Below are 22,802 nucleotides of genomic sequence, written 5' to 3'. Positions count from 1 at the left end.
GGGCCTCGCTGCGCTCGGCGCCAACCTACGGCACGCACCGGTAGGTCGGGTGCAACCCGACGCCGTCGGAGCCCCGCCGGCCCTCGCCTGGTGGAGGAAAAAGCGTCCTCCACCCTACGCCGGCCCCATCTCCGTGCAGGGCGGCTCATCGCCCGCCGCACATCGCTCCACGCCAATCGCGACGTAGCGCCCGCCCCTGCGACGTTTTCGCCCTTGACGCCGGGTTCGCTTGATTCAGGTCAGTACGGGAAAAATCCACAACCCCGATGCTGGCCGCAGCAACCAATTCGAGGTTTCCATGCGGCGTGAACCCATAGTGCTGTTCGATAACGGCACCCACCAATGCCTGATGTTCGATGACCTGGTCAGTGGCGATGGCGTGCAGTCCAACCAGTTCCTGATCACCGACCACGAGCAATATCTGCTGCTCGATCCGGGCGGCGACCTGACCTACACCCCCCTGTCGCTGGAGCTGTCCAAGCACATCCCGCTGCAGGAACTGACCTACATCTTCGCCTCCCACCAGGACCCGGACATCATCGCGTCGCTGGACAAGTGGCTGCTGCACACCCGCGCCAAGGTCATCTGCTCCAAGCTCTGGGCGCGCTTCCTGCCGCACCTGACGGCCAATTACCTGGCCATCAGCCACGGCATCTCCACCTACGACCGCATCATCGCGCTGCCGGACCGTGGCCAGTCGATCCCCCTGGGGCGTTGCAACCTCAAGGCGGTGCCGGCGCACTTCCTGCACTCGGTGGGCAACTTCCAGGTCTACGACCCGATCAGCAAGATCCTCTTCTCCGGCGACATGGGCGCGTCCATGGTCGACGACGCCAACCCGGTGCGCGACTTCGTCAACCACGTGCCCGAGATGGAGGGCTTCCACCGCCGCTACATGGCCGGCAACAAGGCCTGCCGCCTGTGGGCCGCCATGGTCCGCGAGATGGATGTGGAAATGATCGTGCCGCAACACGGCCGCCCCTTCGTGGGCAAGGAAATGATCAGCGCCTTCCTCTACTGGATCGAGAACCTGCAATGCGGCCTCGACCTGATGGGCCCGGACGACTACCGCCTGCCGCGCTGAGCACTGACCTTTCGCGCCGAATGTCCCTTGAAGCGGCACGTTCGGCGCTTTTTAGCGTCATCTTCCCCGTGCTAGGGTTCCGCCTCCGCTGACAACAAGAGGCTGACCAATGCCCGTCCCGCTGCTGCGAACCCTGAGCCTGACGCTCGGCCTCTGCGCCGCCACGCTCGCCCACGGCGAAACCTGGCCCGGCGCCGAATGGGCCCAGGGCGCCAAACCGTCCGGCGCCGCCCTCGACGCCTTCGAAGCCTATGCCTTCCCCACCCGTGACGATGTCGAACGCAAGGGCGTGCGCACCGACGCCGTGGTGGTGATCCGCGATGGCGAACTCATCTACGAACGCTACGCCGGCCCCACCCGCGCCGAGACGCCGCACCTCACCTGGTCGGTGAGCAAGAGCCTGCTCGCCGCCACCCTGGGCGTGGCTTACGGCGAAGGCCGCTTCAAGCTCGACGACCCGGTCGCCCGCCACTACCCGGCCTTCGCCGGCCATGGCGCGGTGCAGATGAACCACCTGCTGCACTGGGCCTCGGGCCTGGCCTGGCAGGAAGACTACGAATACGCGCCGCTGAAGTCCTCGGTGGTGGCCATGCTCTACACCCGGGGCCGTGGTGACATGGCCGCCTTCGCCGCCGCGCACCCGCTCGACGCCGTGCCGGGCAAGCGCTTCCGCTACTCCAGCGGCGACAGCAACGTGCTCTCTGCCGCGCTCAAGGGCATGGTCGGCGCCGCCTACAAGGACTACCCCTGGACCGCGCTGTTCGACCCCCTGGGCATCCGTTCGGCGGTGTGGGAAACCGACGCTGCCGGCACCTTCGTCGGCTCGTCCTATGCGTACATGAGCGCCCGTGACCTCGCCCGCGTCGGCCTGCTGATGCAGCGCGACGGGCGCTGGGGCGAGCGCCAGCTGCTGCCCAAGGAATGGGTGGCGTTCAACCGCAAGCCCTTCGCCGAATTCCGCACCGACCCCAAGCACCCCGACGATGCCGTGCCCGGCGGGCACTGGTGGCTCAACGCGGTGGTGGAGGGCAGCGCCAAGCCCTGGCCGGATGCGCCCGAAGACACCTTCGCCGCCCTCGGCCACTGGGGCCAGGCGCTCTACGTGCTGCCGGCGCAGAAGCTGGTGATCGTTCGCTACGCCGATGACCGCGACAAGAGCTACCAGCACAACCAGTTCCTCAAGCTGGCCCAGGCGGCCTTCGCCCAGGAGGTGCAGCCATGATCCGCCGCCACCCGATCCTCGCCATCCTGGTGCTGCTGCTCCTGGTGCTGGCCGGCCTCGCCTGGCAGAACCGCGTCCATATCCAGGCCTTCCCCGGCATCATCAGCGCCTACACCGCCAAGGAGTACTGCTCCTGCCGCTACGTCATGGACAACCCGGCGGACTACTGCGTGGGCTACGTGAAGCAGTACGTGCCCACCAGCGCCTTCCTCGATGACGCCGCCGCCAAGCGCGTGACCTCCCGTGGCCTCGGCGCCACCTCCACCGCCGCCTGGCTCGGCCCGCGCCAGGGCTGCCAGCTGCTGCCCGAGGCCGACCGCCTGCCCTGACGGCGGCGCCCACCGGGGCGGGCCACGCGCCCGCGCCCGGTGTTCCACCCTGTGGAACCGTCTTCGATTGTTCTCCTCGCCCCGTGGCGCTTGACTGGGGCCGGGCCGCCTTCCCGGGTGGCCACGACGAGGAGAACAACAACAATGACCCGTTACGCGCACATCCCTGCCTGGCTGCATGGCATCGACGACGAGCTGCGTCGCCTGCGCCAGGACATCCACGCCCACCCCGAACTGGGCTTCGAGGAAACCCGCACCGCCGAGCTGGTGGCCCGTGCCCTGGAGGGTTGGGGCTACGAGGTGCACCGGGGTGTCGGCCGCACCGGCGTGGTCGGCGTGCTGCGCCGGGGCGATGGCACGCGGCGCCTGGGGCTGCGCGCCGACATGGATGCGCTGCCCATCACCGAAGCCACCGGGGTCGCCCACAGCAGCCGCCACGCCGGCTGCATGCACGCCTGCGGCCATGACGGCCACACCGCGATGCTGCTGGGGGCCGCGCGCTACCTGGCCGAGGCCGGGCGCTTCGAGGGCACCCTCAACCTGATCTTCCAGCCCGCCGAAGAGGGCCAGGGCGGCGCCGAGGCGATGCTCGCCGACGGCCTGCTGGAACGCTTCCCCTGCGATGCGCTGTTCGCCATGCACAACATGCCGGGGCTGGAGGCGGGGCGCATGGCCTTCCGCGCCGGGCCGGTGATGGCCTCCCAGGACCTGCTGGAAGTGGTCGTCACCGGCGTCGGCGGCCACGGCTCCATGCCGCACCTGTGCGTCGACCCGCTGGTGGCCGCCGCCGATATCGTCATGGCCCTGCAGACGGTGGTGGCGCGCAACATCGATGCGCAACGTGCCGCCGTGGTCACGGTGGGCGCGCTGCAGGCGGGGGAGGCGGCCAACGTGGTGCCGCAGAGCGCGTTGCTGCGCCTGAGCCTACGGGCGCTGGACCCGGATGTGCGCGAGCTGCAGCTGCAGCGGGTCACCGCCATCATCCGCGGGCATGCCGCGAGCCACGGTTGCCAGGTGGCCATCGAGCACCGCCCGGCCTACCCGGTCACGGTCAACCACGCGGCCGAAACCGCCTTCGCCCGTGACGTCGCCAGCGCCCTGCTGGGGGAGGGCGCCGTGCAGGAGGCGCAAACCCTGATGGGCAGCGAGGACTTCGGCTGGATGCTGCAGCGCTGCCCCGGCAGCTACCTGGTGATCGGCAACGGCGAGGGGCCGATGGTCCACAACCCCGGCTACGACTTCAACGACGACATCCTCGGCCGTGGCGCCGCCTACTGGGCCGCCCTGGCGGAAGCCTGGCTCCAGGCCGCCCGCAGCCAACAGCCCAGCCGCGCGACCCGCGCCCACGCCTAAGCCCCGGAGGCTCACCATGCACACGCCAACCCGCGGCGCCTCGCGCGGCCGCCAGGTGACCGCTGCCGTCATCGGCAACGCCCTCGAGTGGTACGACTTCATCGTCTACGGCTTCCTGGCCAGCATCATCGCCAGGTTGTTCTTCCCGTCCGACAACGAATACACCTCGTTGCTGATGGCCCTGGCCACCTTCGGTGTCGGCTTCTTCATGCGCCCGGTGGGGGGCGTGCTGCTGGGGCTGTATGCCGACCGCAAGGGACGCAAGGCGGCCATGCAGCTGATCATCCTGCTGATGACCCTCTCCATCGCCCTGATCGCCTTCGCCCCGGATTACGCCGCCATCGGCCTCGGTGCACCGCTGCTGATCGTGGTCGCGCGGATGATCCAGGGCTTCGCCACCGGCGGCGAATACGCCAGCGCCACGGCCTTCCTGGTGGAGTGCGCACCGGCCAACCGCCGTGGCCTCTATGGCTCCTGGCAGCTGTTCGGCCAGTGCCTGGCGGTGTTCGCCGGCTCCGGCATGGGCGCGCTGGTCACCCACAGCCTCTCGCCGGAGGCGCTGGACAGCTGGGGCTGGCGCCTGCCCTTCGTCATCGGCCTGCTGATCGGCCCGGTGGGGCTGTGGATGCGCCGGCACATGGAAGAGACCGAAGCCTTCCTCGAAAGCCGCGCCAGCCAGGGTGGGGAAAACCTCAGCCTGGGGCGGATGCTGCGGGACAACCGGCGCGCCGTGCTGGTGACCCTGGGCAACACCATCAGCGGCACCGTGGCCTTCTATGTGGTGCTGGTGAACATGCCCACCTTCGCCCACAAGCAGCTCGGCCTGCCCCTGGACCAGGTGTTCATGGTGCAGATGGCGGCGGTGGCGCTGATGACCCTGGTGATCCCCATCGCCGGTGCACTCTCCGATCTCTACGGCCGACGGCCGGTGCTGCTGGCGGGCACCTTCGCCTTCCTCGTGCTGGTCTACCCGCTGTTCAACTGGGTCGCGGCGGCGCCGGGCCTGGAGCGCCTGCTGGTGATGCAGCTGCTGCTGTGCGCCTCCATCGGCACCCTTTACGGGCCGGGCCCCACCGCCGGCGCCGAGCAGTTCCCCACCGGCGTGCGTTCCACCGGGCTGGCGCTGTCCAACAACCTGGGGGTGATGCTCTTCGGCGGCTTCGCGCCCTTCATCGTCACCTGGCTGACCCAGGTCACCGCCGACCCAGTGGCCCCGGCCTACTACGTGCTGTTCGCCGCCAGCATCGGGCTGGTCTCGGCCTGGTACCTGCGCGAAGGTGCACCCGCTGCACTGGAGCGCCGCGAGCGCCGCCGGCTGCTCGCTCAATCCACCCGGAGCCTCGTCGAATGAGCCGTTTCGAATACCCCCTCGCCGAGCTGGCTGTGCAGGCGGCGAGCAGCGAGATCGTCGCCCTCGGCGCGCTGGCGCTGTCCGAGGCCATCCGTACCCGGCAGCTGTCCTGCCGGGAGGTGATGCAGGCCTACCTGGAACAGATCCACCGCTTCAACCCACGGGTCAACGCCCTGGTGGGCGTGCGGCCGGACGAACACCTGCTGGCCGAGGCGGAGCAGCGCGACCGCCTGCTGGCGCAGGGGCAGTGGCTTGGCTGGATGCACGGCATGCCCCAGGCGCCCAAGGACCTGGCCGCCGTCGCCGGCATGGTCACCAGCTTCGGCTCGCCGCTGTTCGCCGGGCAGGTGACCGCTCAGGACGCCCACGTGGTGGCCCGCGCCCGCGCCGCCGGGGCGATCTTCATCGGTCGCAGCAACACCCCGGAGTTCGGCCTCGGCTCGCACACCTACAACCGCGTCCACGGCACCACCGGCAATGCCTACGACCCGGGGCTCAGCGCCGGGGGCAGCAGCGGCGGGGCGGCGGTGGCCCTGGCGTTGCGCATGCTGCCGGTGGCCGATGGCAGCGACATGATGGGCTCGCTGCGCAACCCCGCCGCCTTCAACAACGTCTATGGCCTGCGCCCGTCCCAGGGGCGGGTGCCGCTGGGGCCGACGCCGGAGCTGTTCGCCCAGCAGCTGGCCACCGAAGGGCCCATGGGGCGCAGCGTGGCCGATGTCGCCGCCTTGCTGCGCACCCAGGCGGGCTATGCGGCGGGGGCGCCGCTGTCGCTGAACACCGGGGACGACCTGGCCGGCTCGCTGGAGCGCGACGTGCGCGGCCTGCGCATCGGCTGGCTGGGCGACCTGGGCGGCCACCTGCCCATGGAGCCGGGGCTGCTTGGCCTGTGCGAAACGGCGCTGGATGATTTCCGTGCCCTCGGCTGCGAGGTGGAGCCGTGCAGCGTGGCGTTCGACCCGGAGCGGCTCTGGCGCTGCTGGCTGGTGCATCGCCACTGGCTGATCGCCGGCAGCCTGGGCCAGGCCCATGCCGACCCGGCCAGCCGCGCGCAGCTCAAGCCGGAAGCCATCTGGGAAGTGGAGGGCGGGCTGCGCCTGTCGGCCCGGGACGTCTTCCAGGCCTCGCTGGACCGCAGCGACTGGTACCGCGCCTTGCTGGCGCTGTACGAGCGTTACGACTACCTGCTGCTGCCGTGCACCCAGGTGTTTCCATTCGATGCAACGCAGCACTGGCCGCCGGCCATCGATGGCCGGGCGATGGACAGCTACCACCGCTGGATGGAAGTGGTGGTGGGCGTGACCCTGGCGGGCCTGCCGGCCATGAGCGTGCCGGCGGGGTTCGGCGCCAATGGGCTGCCCACCGGGCTGCAGCTGGTGGGGCCGCCCCGTGGCGACCTGGCCGTGCTGCAGCTGGCCCACGCCCACGAGTTGCAGACGCAGTGGGTGCAGCGGCGCCCACCGGCGTTGCTCGGCGGCACTTGAGGGGCGTGCAGCGGGTGGGTCCGTATCTTGCTGTTGTCGGCCGGTGCCTCGGTTGGCGGGGTGATGGAGGCGGGTATGCAAAGCAGAGAAGCAGGCGGCACCGTACGGTCGGTGGAGCGCGCCCTGGCCATCGTCGAGCTGCTGGGGGAGCACGATTCGCTCGGGCTGGAGGAGCTGCACTACCTGACCGGGCTGCCCAAGGCCACGGTCTCGCGCCTGCTGCACACTCTGCTGGACCGGGGCTGGCTCTACCGGGGCCTGTGCGACCGGCGTTACCGGCTCAGTGCACAGCGCCTGTTCGGTGACCCGGACCAGCGCTTCGCCCGCCAGCTGGTGGAGCTGGCATCGCCTCTGCTCAGCGAGCTGGCCGAGCGCACCGGGCTGGTGGCCGACCTGTCGTTCTTCGATGGCGACGACCTGCACGTGGTGGAAAGCGCGGTGCCCGAGGTGCTGCGCCGCCGCTACCCGGCCAACCGCCTGGTGGTGGGGCTGAAGGCCAGCCTGGCCGATTCGGCCATGGGCCGCGCCTGCCTGGCCGCCCTGGACGATGAGCAGCTGCAACGCCTCGCCGAACGCCATGCGCTGCCGGGCGAGGCGCTGCTGCTCGCCCACCGGCAGACCCACGACCAGGGCTTCGGCGAGCGCATCGAAGGCTCCTGGGAGTACTCGGTGCGCCTGCCCTTCCTGATCCGCGCCATGGCCTTGCCGGTGCACCGCCAGGGGCGCCTGGTGGGCAGCGTGGCCCTGCATTGGCCACGGGACCAGGACAGCGTCGAGTGTGTCAGCCGGCGCCACCTGGACGACCTCGCCGACGCCGTCGACGACCTGCAACGCAGCCTCGGCTGAAGCCACGGGCTTCCCTCCGCCGCCCCGTTCCGTGGGGCGGAACCCAATTCGATTGCCCTTCCCGGTCCCGGATCGACAATGGAGCCTGCCCGTCCGGACGGCATCCACCTCATCCAGAACAACAAGAAGGACATGAGATGAACATGCTCGAAAAGGGCCTGGCGGGTCTCGCCTGCCTCACGCTCGCCGGCCTGTGCCAGGGCGGCACCTTCCTCGAAGACAGCAAGCTCGCCGTGCGCTACAGCCAGTACTACTGGAAGGAAAGCAACGGCGGCGAAGTCGGCCCCGTGCGCGACGAATGGGTGCAGGCCACGCTGCTCAGCTTCAACTCCGGCTGGTACCGCGAGGTGCTCGGCTTCGACTACGCCTACGGCCTGGCCAACGACCTGCACGTGGGCAGCGATGCCACCAGCATCAGCAACCTGGAGGCGGGCCATTCGGTGCAGTCGCCCCACGGCATCGCCAAGCCGATCGAGGCCTACCTGCGCGCCCGCCTGGAAGGCGAGCCGGGCGAGCTGCAACTGGGCGTCGGCAAGAAGAGCCGGCGCTACGGCCAGTACCAGGACGAACTCTTCAGCCGCATCCTGCCGCCCTCCACCCTGGGCGCGGATGTGGAGTTCCGCCGCCCCGGCCTGGAGCTGCGCTACAGCCGTATCAACGGCTTCAGCGCGCGCAACGAGTCGGGCTGGGCGGATGACCTGAGCAACTTCCGCGGGCAGAAGATCGATGCCCTGCACCTGTTCGCCCTGGGTATGGAGCTGCCCGGGCTCGGCGCGTTGAAGCTGGAGTACAGCGAGTCGGAGGACTACCTGCGGGTGGGCTCGGCGAAGGTCGAGCGCAGCTTCGGCCTGGGCGGCGAGCGCTTTCTCGATCTCTACGCCACCCTCGGTGCCCAGCAGGACGCCGGGCGCCTGTTCGAGCGCGAGGGCGTGCGTGGGCTGTACGACGCGGACGCCTCGCACCGGGCGCGCTACCTGGATCTCTCCGCGCGCATGCGCTGGCCGCACCACTACCTGGGCATGACCTGGAACAAGGTGCGTGGCGATGACTTCGACCGCTTCTTCTTCAGCCAGGACCACGGCACCTGGAACAGCAGCGCCAAGCTGTTCTACCTGTTCGGTGTCGAAGACGAGGAGATGTTCAAGCTGGTGGCCGGCACCGACTTCTCGGCCCTTGGCCTGCCACGCCTGCGCCTGGACAGCCACTACGCCTTCTCCGACCACGCCGCCGGCTACGACGGCTTCTCCCGGCGGGAATTCCAGAGCGTGCTGCAATACCGCTTCGCCGGGTTGCTGGATGGCCTGAGTCTGATCTGGCTGCACAACGAGTTCCACACCAAGGGGCGTGCCGACGGGGTGACCCGCTTCACCCCCTCGCGGGGGCCCGCCGGGATCATCACCCACAATGCGGAACGCCTGTATCTGAACTACGTCTATAGCTTCTGATCGGTTGGCCGGGGTGTTCCCGGCCGCCTCCCACCCTGAGCGCCAGCCGCCCCGGCGCTCGCGGTTTGCAGGCGCAACGGCTGCCGGTTAAGGTGGCGCGATTGTGCGACAGGAGCCTGCATGTCCAAGTTAATTCCCCTGATTCCCGCCCTGCTCGGCGCCCTTGCGCTGCCGGTGCAGGCCGACTGGTACCTGGACAACGAGTCCTCGCGCCTGTCCTTCATCTCCACCAAGGGCGGCAACCTTTCCGAGGTGCATCGCTTCCTCACCCTGCACGGCACCATCGCCGACAGCGGCAAGGCGCACCTGCGTGTCGAGCTGGAGTCGGTGAGCACCGGCATCCCGCTGCGGGACCAGCGCCTGCGCGACCTGTTCTTCGAGATCGAGCGCAACCCCGAGGCGGAAGTCTTCGCCCAGCTCGACCTGCGTCCCATCACCGACCTGGCCCCCGGCGCCCAACTGGAATTGCGCCTGCCGCTGAAGGTGAAGCTGCACGGCCGCGAGCACGACTACAGCACCGAGCTGCTGGCCACGCGCCTGGATGACCGCCGCTTCCAGGTGGTGACCCTGGCGCCGCTGGTGCTGCAGGTGGAGGACTTCGGCCTCACCGACTCCCTCGGCATGCTGCGCGAAATGGCCGGCCTGCCCTCCATCAGCCTCTCGGTGCCGGTAGGGGCCGTGCTGATCTTCACCGCGCGCTGATGGGCCACATCTTCCCCTGGAAGGCCGGCAACCGCTTCGAGTTGCTGATCGACGGGCCGCAGTTCTTCCCGGCGATGCTCACCGACATCGCCCGGGCCGAGCACCATGTGTCCCTGGAGCTCTACCTGGTGGAAGACGGGGGCTGCAGCGAGGCGCTGGCCGAGGCGCTGTGCCTGGCGGCGCAGCGCGGGGTGAAGGTGCGTTGCCTGTTCGACGGTTTCGGCAGCAAGAAGCTCGGTTCGGCCTTGCGCGAGCGCATGGTGCTGGCCGGCGTGCAGCTGCAGTTCTACAACCCGGTGCGCTGGCGGCGCGGGGTGCGCAACTTCTACCGCGACCACCGCAAGATCCTGGTGGTGGACGACCGTGTCGCCTATGTGGGCGGCACCGGTTCCACCGACGAGTTCTGGCAGCCCCAGGAGCCCGAAAGCCGCTGGCACGAGGCGATGGTCGCCATCGAGGGGCCGCTGGTGGTGCACTGGAAGCTGATCTTCGACTACCAATGGCTGGCCAACCTGCACCGGCGCCCCTGGCGCCCCGACGAGGCGCCCGGCCTGGCGCGCCTGCCACCGCAACCCTCGGCCGGTATCGGCATGGGCCGGGTGGCCTACGCCGACGCCCGCCAGCACTTGGATATCGTGCAATCCCTGGTGCGCAGCATCCGCAACGCCAAGACGCGCATCTGGCTGGCCACACCCTATTTCCTGCCCAGCTGGAAGGTCCGCCGGGCGCTGCTCAAGGCCGCGCGGCGGGGCGTCGACGTGCGCCTGCTGCTCACCAGCCGCAACACCGACCACCCGCCGGTGCGCTTCGCCGGCCAGCGCTACTACCCGCGCCTGCTGCGCGCCGGGCTGCGCATCTTCGAATACCAGCCGCGCTTCCTGCACCTGAAGATGGTGCTGGTGGACGATTGGGTCAGCGTCGGTTCCTGCAACTTCGACCACTGGAACCTGCGCTTCAACCTGGAAGCCAACCTGGAAGCGCTGGACCGCCACTTCACCGCCCAGGTGGTCGCCAGCCTGAGCCGCGACTTCGACGACAGCCGCGAGATCACCCTCGACGCCTGGCACGCGCGGCCCTTGATCAAGCGCTTCTACCAGCGGCTCTGGGGTTGGCTCGACCGCCTCGCCGTCAACCTGCTGGACCGTCGCCGCTAGCCGAACCTTTGTCGGGTGTCGGCGAGCCCCGTGTGCCGGCTACTCTGCTGTGCATAACCACAACAAGAGATGCGCCCATGCGCCGTCCGCTGCCCGCCCTGTCACTCCTCGCCTTGCTGCTGTCCGGCTGCTCCACCCCCGGGGCCTTCTTCGGTGCCAGCGATGGACCGGCCTTCGCCGCGCGCACGCCCAGCGACGCCGACCATGCGCTGGTCTACCTCTACCGGCCGCAAAGCGATTGGGCCGACCAGGAACTGGAAGCGCCGGGCCTGTTCCTCAACGGCGAGCTGATCGGTGCGCTGCCCAGCAACGCCTACCTGCCCCTGGAGTTCGAGACCGCCAGCTACCGCCTGGAGATGCGCCGGCCGCTGCTGGGCAGCTACTGGACCTTCTTCGCCGGCGGCCCGCTGGACTTCACCGAAATCACCAGCTTCGCCCTCGACGCCGAGGCCGGCGCCACCTACTACCTGCGCTACGACGAACTCAACCCGCCGCCGCGCAACGCCGAACTGCCGCCCCAAGGCGACGGCCCGCTGCAGCTGGTGGGCACGGAGCTGGGTGCCAGCGAGATCGCCGCCACCCACGAGGTGCAGCCGTTGCAGCGCTTCGGTTCCGCCGGCGAGCCGCTGGACGATCTGTAGTAGCCGCCTGTTACCCGGTGCGGGGAGGGCGGGCGGATACTTCGTCTACCCTTTGAATCCTCGAAGGCCCTACACGGAGGAACCCGCCATGGCGGCGAAGAAGATCCTGATGCTGGTTGGCGACTACGTCGAAGACTACGAAACCATGGTGCCCTTCCAGGCCCTGTCGATGGTCGGCCACACCGTGCACGCGGTATGCCCGGACAAGCGCGCCGGCCAGAGCGTGCGCACCGCCATCCACGATTTCGAGGGCGACCAGACCTACAGCGAGAAGCCGGGGCACAACTTCGCCCTCAACTTCGATTTCGACAAGGTCCGCGCCGAGGACTACGACGCCCTGGTGGTGCCCGGCGGCCGCTCCCCCGAATACCTGCGCCTGAACGCCCGGGTGATCGAGCTGGTGAAAGCCTTCGACGCCGCCAAGAAACCCATCGCCGCCGTCTGCCACGGCGCCCAGCTGCTGGCCGCCGCCGGCGTGCTCAAGGGCCGCGCCTGCAGCGCCTACCCGGCCTGCGGCCCGGAAGTGACCCTGGCCGGTGGCGAATACGTGGACATCCCCGTGGACCAGGCCCACGTCGACGGCCACCTGGTCACCGCCCCCGCCTGGCCCGCCCACCCGGCCTGGCTGGCGAAGTTCCTCGAGGTGCTGGGCACGCGTATCACCCTGTAAGGGGCGAGTCTGCGTTGCCCGTGGTTCCGGGGATCAGTGGATTCCCGGTTCCGCCTGTGGCACCGCGTGATGGGTTTCGCTTCGCTCTACGCCATCCTACGAAGTGCCACCCCGTAAGTGCGGCGCCATGTGGGCGTTCGATGCACAATGGCGCCGCTGAGCACCGCTTGGTGAGTGAACATCCACGCTCTTGGAACCTGGCTTTGCTTTTGGCTCTTTGAGCGTGGGAACCATAAGACTGCGGAGCATGCAGCGGTCGCTCACTCCGGACGTAGGGTGTGCTGCGCGCACCTGGAGCTCGCCGGAAGCACCGAGCGGAGGTGCGCACGGCACACCCTACGGCACGGGTTCATCCTGTCGAATCGTTATAGGCAGAGCCGATGGCTCATGACGACGTCCCAAGGATGTGGTTTACCAGGTTCAAATGAATCCACCCCTGCAGGTTTTCAGGGCACACCCGAGAAAGGAACCCGCTCCATGTGCGAACTCTATGTAAAGGCCGACCCGATCCTCTACGAGTCCCGCTCGCGCTCGCTGCGCATCCGTGGCGTGGTGACCACGCTGCGTCTGGAGAACCAGTTCTGGGACATCCTGCGGGAGATCGCCGAGGTGGACGGCATGACCACCAACCAGCTGATCGCCAAGCTCTACGAAGAAGTCATGGACTACCGCGGCGAGGTGGTGAACTTCGCCTCCTTCCTGCGGGTGAGCTGCACCCGTTACCTGGCCCAGCGCAGCGCGCCGGTCAACCTGGCGGTCTTGCCGCGACGGGCTGGCTGAAACTTGCGGCGGTCGGCGGAATTCCCTGACTGGGCGGTCTAGGCTGTTCGCGCGCGTGGCAGGGATGCCTTGGCCGCGCGTCTACCAGTCGCCGTCGTGGCTGGAGCCCAGATCCCAGGAGTTTTCTTCATGGCTGCCAAACGCCTCATCTCCGCTTCCCTTCTCGCCGCCAGCCTGCTTGCCGGCACCAGCGCTTTCGCTGACCCGTCCCTGGCCGAGCGCCGCGCCATCACCGCCTACCAGGAAGGCCCCTACGTCGAGCAACTGAAGGCCATCCAGACCGCCGCCGGTTTCGAGGTGCCGGTGGACGTGCAGTGGAACAGCATCGCGCTGCCCGACCAGTCGCAGAACTACACCCAGGACGGTTTCTGGAAGCAGGTCTACTTCACCCCGCTGGAGAAGGCCTTCGCCTCCGTGGCCGTGGACGACATGGGCAAGCAGGCACTCAAGGCCAAGCTGAGCAAGGTGGTGGTGCGTTATGACGAAGCCACCGCGCCCTCCAGCAACTACCCCGAAGGCGTGGCCTTCGACGGCGGCGTGCTGAGCCTGAACTTCAAGCCCTACACCAACGTCGACGACGTCGATGCCCGCGCCGAAGCCATCCAGAAGGCGCTGGAAGCCAAGCTCTGATCCCGCCGGGTCGGCCCCTGCCAGGGCCGACCCACTCCCACGCGAGTGGGCTTTTGCGCAGAGCGTCGCGGCGTTTAAGCTGCGTCATCCCCTCCGCTCGGCGCGCCCCCGATGTACAAGCTGCCCACCACGGCCACCGCGCCGTTCTGCCCCTCCGCCGTCAGCCACAGCGTGGCGGTGCCGGCCAACGCGTCCCTGGGGCGCAAGCTCATGCTCTTCGTCGGCCCCGGCCTGCTGGTGTCGGTGGGCTACATGGACCCGGGCAACTGGGCGACGGCCATCGAGGCGGGTTCGCGCTTCGGCTATGCGCTGCTGTTCGTGGTGGTGCTGGCGAGCCTCTCGGGCATGCTGCTGCAAAGCCTCTGCTCGCGCCTGGGCATCGCCACCGGGCGTGATCTGGCGCAGCTCTCGCGGGAGCGCTACCGCCCCGGCGTGGCGCGTGGGCAGTGGCTGCTCGCCGAGCTGTCGATCATCGCCACCGACCTGGCCGAGGTGCTGGGCGCGGCCCTGGCCTTCCACCTGCTGCTGGGCGTCTCCATCACCACCGGCGTGGTGCTGACCGCCTTCGACACGCTGATCGTGCTGGCCCTGCAAGGCGCCAACTTCCGTCGCCTGGAAGCCATCGTGCTGGGGTTGATCACCACCATCGGCGCCTGCTTCTTCGTCGAGCTGATGCTAATCAAACCCTACTGGCCGGACGTCGCCGCCGGGCTGCGGCCGTCCTGGGACGTGCTCTCCAGCCAGGAGCCGCTGTACCTGGCGATCGGCATCCTCGGTGCCACGGTGATGCCGCATAACCTCTACCTGCACTCATCGGTGGTGCAGACCCGGGTCAACGGCGACGACGAGGCGAGCAAGCGCAGCGCCATCCGTTTCGCCCGTTTCGACACCATCGGCTCGCTGTCCCTGGCGCTGCTGGTGAACGCAGCGATCATGATCCTCGCGGCGGCGGCCTTCCACGGCAGCGGCCACACCGAGGTGGTGGAAATCCAGGACGCCTACCACCTGCTCGACCCGCTGGTGGGCGGCGCACTGGCCAGCTTCCTGTTCGGCTTCGCCCTGCTGGCGGCGGGGCAGAGCTCCACCTTCACCGGCACCATCGCCGGCCAGGTGGTGATGGAGGGCTTCCTGCGGGCGAAGATCCCCTGCTGGCAGCGCCGCCTGATCACCCGCGCCCTGGCGCTGGTGCCGGCGCTGATCGGCGTGGTCTGGCTGGGGGACAGCGCAGTGGGCAAGCTGCTGGTGCTGAGCCAGGTGGTGTTGAGCCTGCAGCTGCCGTTCGCCCTGTGGCCGCTGATCCGCTTCACCAGCGACCCGGCGCTGATGGGCCCCTTCGCCAACAGCCGCCTGGTGGCCACCGTCGCCTGGAGCCTGTTCGGGCTGATTTCCCTGGCCAACCTGACGTTGCTGTATTTCTGGATGGCCTGAAAAGCGCCAGCAGCTAGGGGGCGTTCACCTCAGGGCAGCCACCCAGGGCCTGCAGCTCATCCAGGGGTACACCCGCCTGGGCGAAGGATTCGCAGCCGGCCGGCAGCGTGGGCAGGACCGGCGCCCGTTCGGCGACGACGGGGCCTGGGGACAGCTCCGCACCCCGGGACGCGCGCCCCTGGATCACCAGCTCGCCCACCTCGGTGCCTCGTCGCAGCAGCAAGCGATCCCGCTGCACTTCAAGCACTTCGATGCCACCGGGCAGCCGGACGCCGGCCTGCACGGTCAGCAGGGTGGCGTCGTCGAGGCTGAGGGAGGCCGTGCCCTGGCCGTCGCCCCGGCTGAAGACGCTGTACAGGCGCCAGCCGTCGAGGCCGACCAAGGGGCGCAGCGGGGAAGGGGGTTGCAGCGACAGCGGGGCGGGCTCGGCGAGCAATGCTCCTGGCAGTTGTACCGCCAGGGCGGGGGCGCTCGCCAACAGGGCCGCCAGCAGCGCCAGGCTGCGGCGACCCGGGTGCGGGCTAGGGCGCGGTGCTGGCACGTTGCTCGGCATAGGCGCTGAACAGGTTGAGGTTGCGGCTCTGCAGCAGCGGGAACAGCCCGTTGTCGTTGAGCGTCAGCCCGTACCACTTCTGGTTGGCGCCGCCGGTGCAGCCGTAGGTGATCAGCTTGCCGCGGCCGTCGGTGAGGTAGCCCCCGGAGAGGTCCATGCAGCGGCTGCCGTACTTGAGTTGCGGCAGGGCGGAGAGGTCCCAGGCCTGGGCGTCCACCTGGCTGTCGCAGGGGCTGAGGCCGATGTCGCCGCTGGCGGTCAGGCACTGCGCCGGCTGGGCGGCGCTGTGGATGCGGCCGCTGGCGTCGACCCGCCATTTCTCCTCGATCCCCCCGGTGCACTGGGCCTTGGCGGCGACGTAGGGTTTCCAGGCGCCGTCGGCCTGCTCGATGCGCACGCAGTTGCCGTTGTTCATCGTCATCAGTTGGGCCGCTGGCAGCAGCGGGGTGGGGTCGAGCTGCAGGGTGGCCAGCAGGGTGTCGAGGGCCTTGGCGGCCTCGGCGTCACTGGCCAGGCGGCTGCCGTAGGCGTCCAGCCAGCGGTTCAGGCGCAGGGCCTTGGCCTGCTGTTCGTTGAGGCGCTGCAGCACCTGCTGGGCTGCGCCGGAGAGGCCGTCGGGGCTGTCGCTGTAGCTGTCGTAGAGCACCCGGGCCTCGCCCTTGAGGGCCGGCACCGCTTGCCCGGCGAGGGCGGCCAGGGCGTTGTCGAGCTTGGGCAGCTCTTCGTTGCGCAGGGCGTCGAAGCGCGCGTCACGGCCGACGATGACGGCCGGCGCCATGGCCGGCAGCCCCTGGGGAATGATCAGGCTGGCCAGCTCGGTGGTGGCGGCTCCGGCCGTGTCGCGGCACTGCAGGGCCGCCGCAGTAGGCTGCTCGGCCTGCGCCAGGTTGACGTGCAGCTTGTTGGCGTTGCTGCCCAGGCGGGTCGGGGCGACGGCGATGCGCTGGGTCGCGCCGCTGGCGAAGCTGACCTCCAGCCAGCATTGCTGGCTGGTGGCGGCGGCGTTCGGCGCCGGCAGGTCGTAGACCTGGCCCCAGTTGCCGCGCAGCGCCGGGTAGAGCACGGCGTCGTGGGTGACCGGGTCGTAGCCGCCGAGCAGGGTGATGACCGGGACGCCGAACAGGCGCGGCTTGCGGTAGTTGCCGTCGGCGCTGTTGTACCAGACGGTGCTGGAGGTCGGCGTCTTCGGCTGGAACACCTCCATCCTGCGGGTGCTGGCGTCCCACTTGCGGTAGCCGGTGGTGGAATCCGCCGCCCAGACCGCGCGGTTCAGCGCCGGCTGGATCTTCTGCCGGGTGCTGTAGCCGGTGTAGTGGGTGTAGTGCGACAGGCCGCTGGCGTAGTTGCCGCCGGCCATGGCGTCGGTGGCGAAGCTGTAGGCATCGGCGTAGATCGGCATGCCGTTGAGGCCGCCGGTCTTGGCGCGGGTCCAGTGCAGGTTGGCGCGCATGCGCTTGCGGTAGGCGATGTAGCCCCAGCCGCTGTCGTGGTGATGGCCGGACCAGAAGTAGTTGTCGCCGCTCTGCCCCGGGTAGTGGCCCAGGCCGTAGTGGTGGCCGATCTCGTGGCTGAATTCGTTACCCACCGAGTCGATCAGCGTGAGGATGCCGTTGCCGCCGCTGAGGCCGTGGTTGACGGGGCCGTTGGCGTACTGGCCGCGGGCGTGGTGGATGACCGCCGAGTTGGTCAGCTGCGGCTGCTCCTGGCTGGCCATGCCGGCGCTGGTGATGCCCCAGTTGGCCAGGTTGATGCCGGTGCTGAAGGTGGACTTGGCGGTGTTCTCGCGCATGTCGCCGCTGTAGACGTCGCCGGTGGTGGCGCTGACCTGGCCGAGGTCGGCGTCGTAGATCGTGCCGTTGGCCACCATCACCTTGCGCAGCAGCACGTCCTCGTACTGGCTGGCCACCAGGCGGGCGATGGGCACGGTCTGGAAGTAGTCGGTGGCGGCTTGTGCCGGCTGGCTGTTGAACCAGTGCTGGCCGCCCGGAACCTCGTTGCTCAGCATGCCGATGCGGATGGCCTGTACCAGCAGCTCGGCGGGCGGGGCGAAGTCGAAGGCTTCGGCGCTGCGCTGGCCGGTGCGGCCCTGGTCGTCGCTGACCTGCAGGCTCATGCCTGGCACCACCCAGCTCCAGGGCAGCACGGCCGACCAGGCGCGGCGCGAATAGACCACGTCGGGGCGGGCGTCGCTGCCGGTGCGGTCGGCACGGTAGAGCTCGTCGGGGTGGCGCAGGGCGAGCTCACCCTTGAGGGCGCCGTCCACCAGCACCTGCACGCGCATGGACCTGGGCAGCGGTTGCTCCGGGGCCGGGGTGACCAGCAGCAGGGCTTCGCGCTCGCTGGTCAGGCGCGGCATGTTCTTCGCTTCGTTGTCCTGCGGGTCCACCGAGTGGCTCTGCACGAACTGCAGCATGGCGGCGAGGGTGCCGCTCAGGTCGTTGCGCACGGGGCGGGTCTGGCCATCGGCGGTCTGGTCGTAGAAGCCCAGGGCGTTCACCTCGTCGACCACGGCTGCGCTCGGCTCGGGGAAGCGGTCGCCCGGTGGCGTCACCGGCGGCGTCACCGGTGGGGTCACAGGCGGGGTGACGGGCGGCGTGACCGGTTCTTCGGGGCTGCCGGTATCGGGCGGGGTGCCCGGCTGGGTGGGCGGGGTGGTGACGGTGTTGGAGCCGCCCGAGCCGGCGCTGCTGCCCCCGCCACCTCCGCCGCCGCCCAGGTCCAGGCAGCCGGCCAGGCTCAGCAATCCGTAAATAAGAACGATCTTGCGCAACATGTTCCCTCGCTAGTTCCGGTTCGGCGTTGTTGTGGTTATTCGGTCGTCGGACTACAGGGCGGTCACCTGGCCACGGTGGCTGGGCAGGCTGGCCGGCAGGTTGTGCAGGGCGCGTTCGGCCGCCTCCGCCTGGGGGTAGTCGCCATAGAACATGCGGTACCAGTCCCGGCCATCGCGCTGCGTGCGCTGGATGCGCAGGGGCTCCCCGGGGTGACGGGCCATCAGCGCGCGCATGTATTGCTCGCTGCTGCCCTCGATGAGGTTGATGCTGAAACGCTGCGCCACCGCCGGTGCGGGTGCGGGTTTGGGGGCGGGTGTCGCCGCTGGTTCCGGCGCCTTGGCCGGTGGCGCGACGCTCGCTGCGACGGGTTGGATGGGGCGCTCGGTGGGCGCGGCATAGGCGCGCACGGCCGCGGCCTCGGGGGCGGCTGCTGGCGTGGGCGCTGGAGCGGGCGCCGGGCGGGGCGGCGGAGTGGCTGCCGGGCCTTGCTGCCCAGCCGGCTGGAACAGTTGCAGCGGCTGTTGGGGCAGGGCGCGCTGGCTGTCCTGGCCCGCCAGTTGCCGCAGGTCCTGGTACTTCTCCTGGCTCAGGTCGGCCAGGCGCGGGCCATCGCGCACCACCCGGGGGCGCAGGAAGACCATGAGGTTGCGCTTGACGTTGACGTCCTTGCTGGAGCGGAACAGCCCGCCGAGCAGCGGTATGTCGCCCAGCAGCGGCACCTTGCTTTCGCTGCGGGTGACGTCGTCCTGGATCAGCCCGCCGAGCACGATCACCTGGCCGTTGTCGGCCAGCACCGTGCTCTTGATCATGCGTTTGTTGGTGACCAGGTCCACCGCCCGGGAGGCGGCGCCGGTACTGGGGGCGATGGAGGAGATTTCCTGCTCGATCACCAGGCGCAGGGTGCCGCCTTCGTTGATGTGCGGGGTGACCTTGAGGGTGACGCCGACATCCTTGCGCTCGATGGTGGTGAAGGGGTTGTTGGAGCCGGCGGCGTCGGTGGTGTAGGAGCCGGTCTGGAAGGGCACGTTCTGGCCGACGAGGATTTCCGCCTGCTGGTTGTCGAGGGTGAGCAGGCTCGGCGTGGACAGCAGGTTGCTGTGGCCGCTGGCCGAGAGGGCGGTGATCAGGGCGCCGAAGTTGTCGTTGCCGATGCCGACGATGGCGCCGTCGGGCAGGCTGATCGGCGTCTTGGCTTCGATGGCGCCGAGCAGGGTGCCCACCGACAACCCGGTGTTGCTGAAGTTGGTGCCGCCGATGGGGCTGCCGTCGGAGCGGCCATCGATGGCCCATTGCACGCCGAGGGCCTCGCTGACATCGCCGGACATCTCGACGATGGCCGCTTCCACCAGCACCTGGGCCCGGGGCACATCGAGTTGCTGCACGAGCTCTTCCAACTGGCCGACCATGTCCGGCTCGGCCATCAGGATGAGGGCGTTGAGCCCCTCGTCGGCGCGGATCAGCACCGGCGCCTGGGTGGTGGTGGGCGAGGTGGCGCCGCGCAGTTGCTCGGAGAGTTCGCCGAGGGTCTTGGCCAGGTCCTTGGCGTCGCCGTGGCGCAGGCGCACCACCCGGGTATTAGCCGCGCGGATGGGCGCGGTGTCCAGTTGCTTGGCCATGCGCAGCAGGCGTTCGCGGGCTTCGGGCGGGCCGAGCAGCAACAGGCGGTTGGTGCGTGGGTCGGCGATGACCTGGGCGTTGCCGTTGCCGGCGGTCTGGCCCCGGCGCAGGCTTTCCTGGAGCATCGCGGCCACGTCCTTGGCCCAGGCGTGCTGGAGGTCGTAGAACGCGCTGTCTTCGGCGCCGGCACGGTCGAGCTGGCCGATCAGGGCCATCAGCCGTTCGATGTTGGCATGCTTGTCGCTGACGATCAGCGCGTTGCTGGAGGGGATGGCCGCCAGGTGGCCGTTCTGCGGCACCAGCGGGCGGATCATCGGCAGCAGCTCGTTGACCGGGGTCTGCTGCACCTGGATCAGGCGTGTCTCGAAGGTTTCCGGCCCGCTGCCGGTGGGGCTGTTGGCAACGCTGCGGCCTTCGATGTCGGGCACGACGCGGGCCTGGTTACCCTGGGCCACCACCGTGTAGCCGTGGGTGCTCATCACCGACAGGAACAACTGGTAGACCTCGCTGAGGGTCAGCGGCGATTCGGAGAGGACGGTGACCCGGCCCTTGACGCGCGGGTCGAGCACCAGCGTCTGGCCGCTGATGCTGGCGACCTGCTCGGTGAAGTCGGCGATGTCGGCGTCGCGCAGGTTGATGGTCCAGCGCGCTTCGCTGGCGCTCTCGGCCGATGGCGCTGCAGCGGCCGTCGGTGCCGCCTCGCAGTGCAGCGATGGGAGGGTGAGGCAGGCGCATAGCGCCAGCAGCGGGCCGCAGGCCGCCAGGCGCCGGGGCAGGGATACGGGGGTGATCCGAAGCATGTGGAGAGCTCGACAGACATCCGCGCATCCGTGCGCCTTGCTGGTTTTTCTATGGAGGGCCCTGCCCTGGGCCGAGCGACTGGCGAGGATATGTAAAGTTGCACGCCTGTACTAAAAATCAGTGAGCAACTGTGTACAGTTTCACAGTATTAATCCTGACCAGTCGGGCATGTGCGACTGGTCCGCATATTTCAGAAAATCCCTGCATCTTTCCCGTCGTTGGCGGCTTTTCCCTTCGGTCGCTGTGCTGCCCACCGAGCGCCGGTAGATTTCCTGCACCCATGAAAAAGCCCGGCACGGGGCCGGGCTTCTTGTATAGCGGGGGAGGCTTACTTCACCTCCACCGCCAGGCTTTCGACGATCTTCTTGTTCCAGATCGCCGGGCCGGTGATGTGCACCGACTCGCCGTTGGTGTCGACGGCGACGGTGACCGGCATGTCCTTCACTTCGAACTCGTAGATCGCTTCCATGCCCAGTTCGGCGAAGGCCAGGACCTTGGACTTGCGGATCGCCTGGGCTACCAGGTAGGCGGCGCCGCCGACGGCCATCAGGTACACGGCCTTGTTGTCCTTGATCGCCTCGATGGCGATGGGGCCGCGCTCGGATTTGCCGATCATGCCCAGCAGGCCGGTCTGTTCGAGGATCTGGCGGGTGAACTTGTCCATGCGCGTGGCAGTGGTGGGGCCGGCGGGGCCGACCACTTCGTCACCCACCGGGTCGACCGGACCGACGTAATAGATGAAGCGGCCCTTGAGGTCCACCGGCAGCTGTTCACCCTTGTTGAGCATGTCGACCATGCGCTTGTGGGCGGCGTCGCGGCCGGTGAGCATCTTGCCGTTGAGCAGGACGGTTTCGCCCGGCTTCCAGCTCTGCACGTCTTCCGGGGTCAGGGTGTCGAGGTCGACACGGCGCGCGGACGGGCCGGCTTCCCAGACGATCTCCGGGTAGGCGTCCAGCGGCGGCGCTTGCAGTTCGGCCGGGCCGGAGCCGTCGAGCACGAAGTGGGCGTGACGGGTGGCGGCGCAGTTGGGGATCATGCACACCGGCAGGGAGGCGGCATGGGTCGGGTAGTCCATGATCTTCACGTCGAGCACGGTGGTCAGGCCGCCCAGGCCCTGGGCGCCGATGCCCAGCTGGTTGACCTTCTCGAACAGCTCCAGGCGCATTTCTTCGAGCTTGTTCTGCGGGCCGCGGGCTTTCAGCTCATGGATGTCGATGGACTCCATCAGCACTTCCTTGGCCATTACCGCAGCCTTCTCGGCGGTACCGCCGATGCCGATGCCGAGCATGCCCGGCGGGCACCAGCCGGCGCCCATGGTGGGGACGGTCTTCAGCACCCAGTCGACGATGGAGTCGGAGGGGTTGAGCATGGCCATCTTCGACTTGTTCTCGGAGCCGCCGCCCTTGGCCGCCACGTCCACTTCCACGGTGTTGCCGGGAACGATGGAGTAGTGGATGACCGCCGGGGTGTTGTCCTTGGTGTTCTTACGCGCACCGGCCGGGTCGGCCAGGATGGAGGCGCGCAGGACGTTCTCCGGCAGGTTGTAGGCGCGGCGCACGCCTTCGTTGATCATGTCGTCGACGCTCAGGGTGGCGCCATCCCAGCGCACGTCCATGCCCACGCGCACGAACACGGTGACGATGCCGGTGTCCTGGCAGATCGGGCGGTGGCCGGTGGCGCACATGCGCGAGTTGATCAGGATCTGCGCCATGGAGTCGCGCGCGGCGGGCGACTCCTCGCGCAGGTAGGCCTCATGCATGGCCTGGATGAAGTCGACGGGGTGGTAATAGGAGATGAACTGCAGGGCGTCGGCGACGCTCTGTATCAGGTCGTCCTGTTTGATCACGGTCATGGGGCGCGCTCCTCTTGAATTCGGGAACATCGGGAAGCGCCGGACCACGACCCGGCGCGCATTCTGATTGGGGGTGAAAATGGCGC

19 protein-coding genes are annotated in these 22,802 nt (G+C 69.0%); 15 read left to right on the top strand and 4 right to left on the bottom strand.

The window, feature by feature from the left end; all coding sequences use genetic code 11:
* Positions 1-298 precede the first annotated feature (298 nt).
* The 15 genes from RTW82_RS24045 to RTW82_RS23975 all read left to right on the top strand — a co-directional run bounded on the left by RTW82_RS24045 (position 299) and on the right by RTW82_RS23975 (position 15,119).
* Complete coding sequence (locus tag RTW82_RS24045) at positions 299-1,084, top strand: MBL fold metallo-hydrolase (RefSeq protein WP_263400474.1); 786 nt, start codon at positions 299-301, stop codon at positions 1,082-1,084.
* A gap of 109 nt (positions 1,085-1,193) precedes the next feature.
* A complete protein-coding gene (locus RTW82_RS24040) occupies positions 1,194-2,306 on the top strand; it encodes a serine hydrolase (protein ID WP_316926673.1) in 1,113 nt (370 codons plus the stop codon).
* Positions 2,303-2,635 carry a hypothetical protein gene (locus tag RTW82_RS24035; RefSeq protein WP_021217699.1) on the top strand — a complete coding sequence of 111 codons (333 nt, stop codon included), beginning with the start codon at positions 2,303-2,305 and terminating at the stop codon, positions 2,633-2,635. The genes RTW82_RS24040 and RTW82_RS24035 overlap by 4 nt, the downstream gene beginning before the upstream one ends.
* A 144-nt stretch (positions 2,636-2,779) precedes the next feature.
* Positions 2,780-3,988 (top strand): M20 aminoacylase family protein, encoded by a 1,209-nt coding sequence (locus tag RTW82_RS24030; RefSeq protein ID WP_263400471.1) that lies wholly within the window; start codon positions 2,780-2,782, stop codon positions 3,986-3,988.
* 16 nt (positions 3,989-4,004) lie between these two features.
* Complete coding sequence (locus RTW82_RS24025) at positions 4,005-5,339, top strand: citrate-proton symporter (RefSeq protein WP_316926672.1); 1,335 nt, start codon at positions 4,005-4,007, stop codon at positions 5,337-5,339.
* Complete coding sequence (locus tag RTW82_RS24020; protein WP_316926671.1) at positions 5,336-6,823, top strand: amidase; 1,488 nt, start codon at positions 5,336-5,338, stop codon at positions 6,821-6,823. Before RTW82_RS24025 ends, RTW82_RS24020 begins: the two co-directional genes overlap by 4 nt.
* A gap of 75 nt (positions 6,824-6,898) precedes the next feature.
* Positions 6,899-7,669 carry an IclR family transcriptional regulator gene (locus tag RTW82_RS24015; RefSeq protein ID WP_021217695.1) on the top strand — a complete coding sequence of 257 codons (771 nt, stop codon included), beginning with the start codon at positions 6,899-6,901 and terminating at the stop codon, positions 7,667-7,669.
* A 137-nt stretch (positions 7,670-7,806) separates the two neighbouring features.
* A complete protein-coding gene (locus RTW82_RS24010) occupies positions 7,807-9,114 on the top strand; it encodes an OprD family outer membrane porin (RefSeq protein ID WP_316926670.1) in 1,308 nt (435 codons plus the stop codon).
* 120 nt (positions 9,115-9,234) lie between these two features.
* A complete protein-coding gene (locus RTW82_RS24005; protein ID WP_184488749.1) occupies positions 9,235-9,816 on the top strand; it encodes a YceI family protein in 582 nt (193 codons plus the stop codon).
* The gene (locus tag RTW82_RS24000) at positions 9,813-10,970 is read left to right on the top strand and encodes a phospholipase D-like domain-containing protein (protein ID WP_263400650.1); all 1,158 of its coding nucleotides are present in this window, start codon (positions 9,813-9,815) and stop codon (positions 10,968-10,970) included. Before RTW82_RS24005 ends, RTW82_RS24000 begins: the two co-directional genes overlap by 4 nt.
* Before the next feature lie 77 nt (positions 10,971-11,047).
* Positions 11,048-11,611: a DUF2846 domain-containing protein gene (locus RTW82_RS23995; protein ID WP_263400467.1), complete on the top strand. Its 564-nt coding sequence runs from the start codon at positions 11,048-11,050 to the stop codon at positions 11,609-11,611.
* A gap of 88 nt (positions 11,612-11,699) precedes the next feature.
* Positions 11,700-12,281 (top strand): DJ-1/PfpI family protein, encoded by a 582-nt coding sequence (locus RTW82_RS23990; protein ID WP_263400466.1) that lies wholly within the window; start codon positions 11,700-11,702, stop codon positions 12,279-12,281.
* 477 nt (positions 12,282-12,758) lie between these two features.
* Positions 12,759-13,061, top strand: a complete 303-nt coding sequence (locus tag RTW82_RS23985; RefSeq protein WP_021218680.1) for a ribbon-helix-helix domain-containing protein — start codon at positions 12,759-12,761, stop codon at positions 13,059-13,061.
* A 129-nt stretch (positions 13,062-13,190) separates the two neighbouring features.
* On the top strand, positions 13,191-13,691 hold the full coding sequence (locus tag RTW82_RS23980) for a hypothetical protein (RefSeq protein ID WP_021218681.1): 501 nt from the start codon (positions 13,191-13,193) through the stop codon (positions 13,689-13,691).
* A 111-nt stretch (positions 13,692-13,802) separates the two neighbouring features.
* The gene (locus RTW82_RS23975; RefSeq protein WP_316926669.1) at positions 13,803-15,119 is read left to right on the top strand and encodes an Nramp family divalent metal transporter; all 1,317 of its coding nucleotides are present in this window, start codon (positions 13,803-13,805) and stop codon (positions 15,117-15,119) included.
* A gap of 13 nt (positions 15,120-15,132) precedes the next feature.
* Here RTW82_RS23975 and RTW82_RS23970 read toward each other — a convergent pair whose 3' ends face one another.
* The 4 genes from RTW82_RS23970 to RTW82_RS23950 all read right to left on the bottom strand — a co-directional run bounded on the left by RTW82_RS23970 (position 15,133) and on the right by RTW82_RS23950 (position 22,716).
* Positions 15,133-15,660: a hypothetical protein gene (locus RTW82_RS23970; protein WP_316926668.1), complete on the bottom strand. Its 528-nt coding sequence runs from the start codon at positions 15,658-15,660 to the stop codon at positions 15,133-15,135.
* Complete coding sequence (locus RTW82_RS23965; RefSeq protein WP_316926667.1) at positions 15,641-18,445, bottom strand: M66 family metalloprotease; 2,805 nt, start codon at positions 18,443-18,445, stop codon at positions 15,641-15,643. Before RTW82_RS23965 ends, RTW82_RS23970 begins: the two co-directional genes overlap by 20 nt.
* A gap of 51 nt (positions 18,446-18,496) precedes the next feature.
* The gene (gspD, locus tag RTW82_RS23955; RefSeq protein ID WP_410478840.1) at positions 18,497-20,863 is read right to left on the bottom strand and encodes a type II secretion system secretin GspD; all 2,367 of its coding nucleotides are present in this window, start codon (positions 20,861-20,863) and stop codon (positions 18,497-18,499) included.
* A gap of 329 nt (positions 20,864-21,192) precedes the next feature.
* Entirely contained in the window at positions 21,193-22,716 is a 1,524-nt protein-coding gene (locus RTW82_RS23950; protein WP_021218686.1) for a fumarate hydratase, read from the bottom strand.
* Positions 22,717-22,802: the final 86 nt, after the last annotated feature.

Source organism: Pseudomonas sp. zfem005 (genome assembly GCF_032621735.1).
Taxonomy (GTDB): Bacteria; Pseudomonadota; Gammaproteobacteria; order Pseudomonadales; family Pseudomonadaceae; genus Metapseudomonas; species Metapseudomonas solani.
The sequence above is the reverse complement of the archived record's forward strand: the minus strand, read 5'-3'. Positions and strand labels throughout refer to the sequence as shown.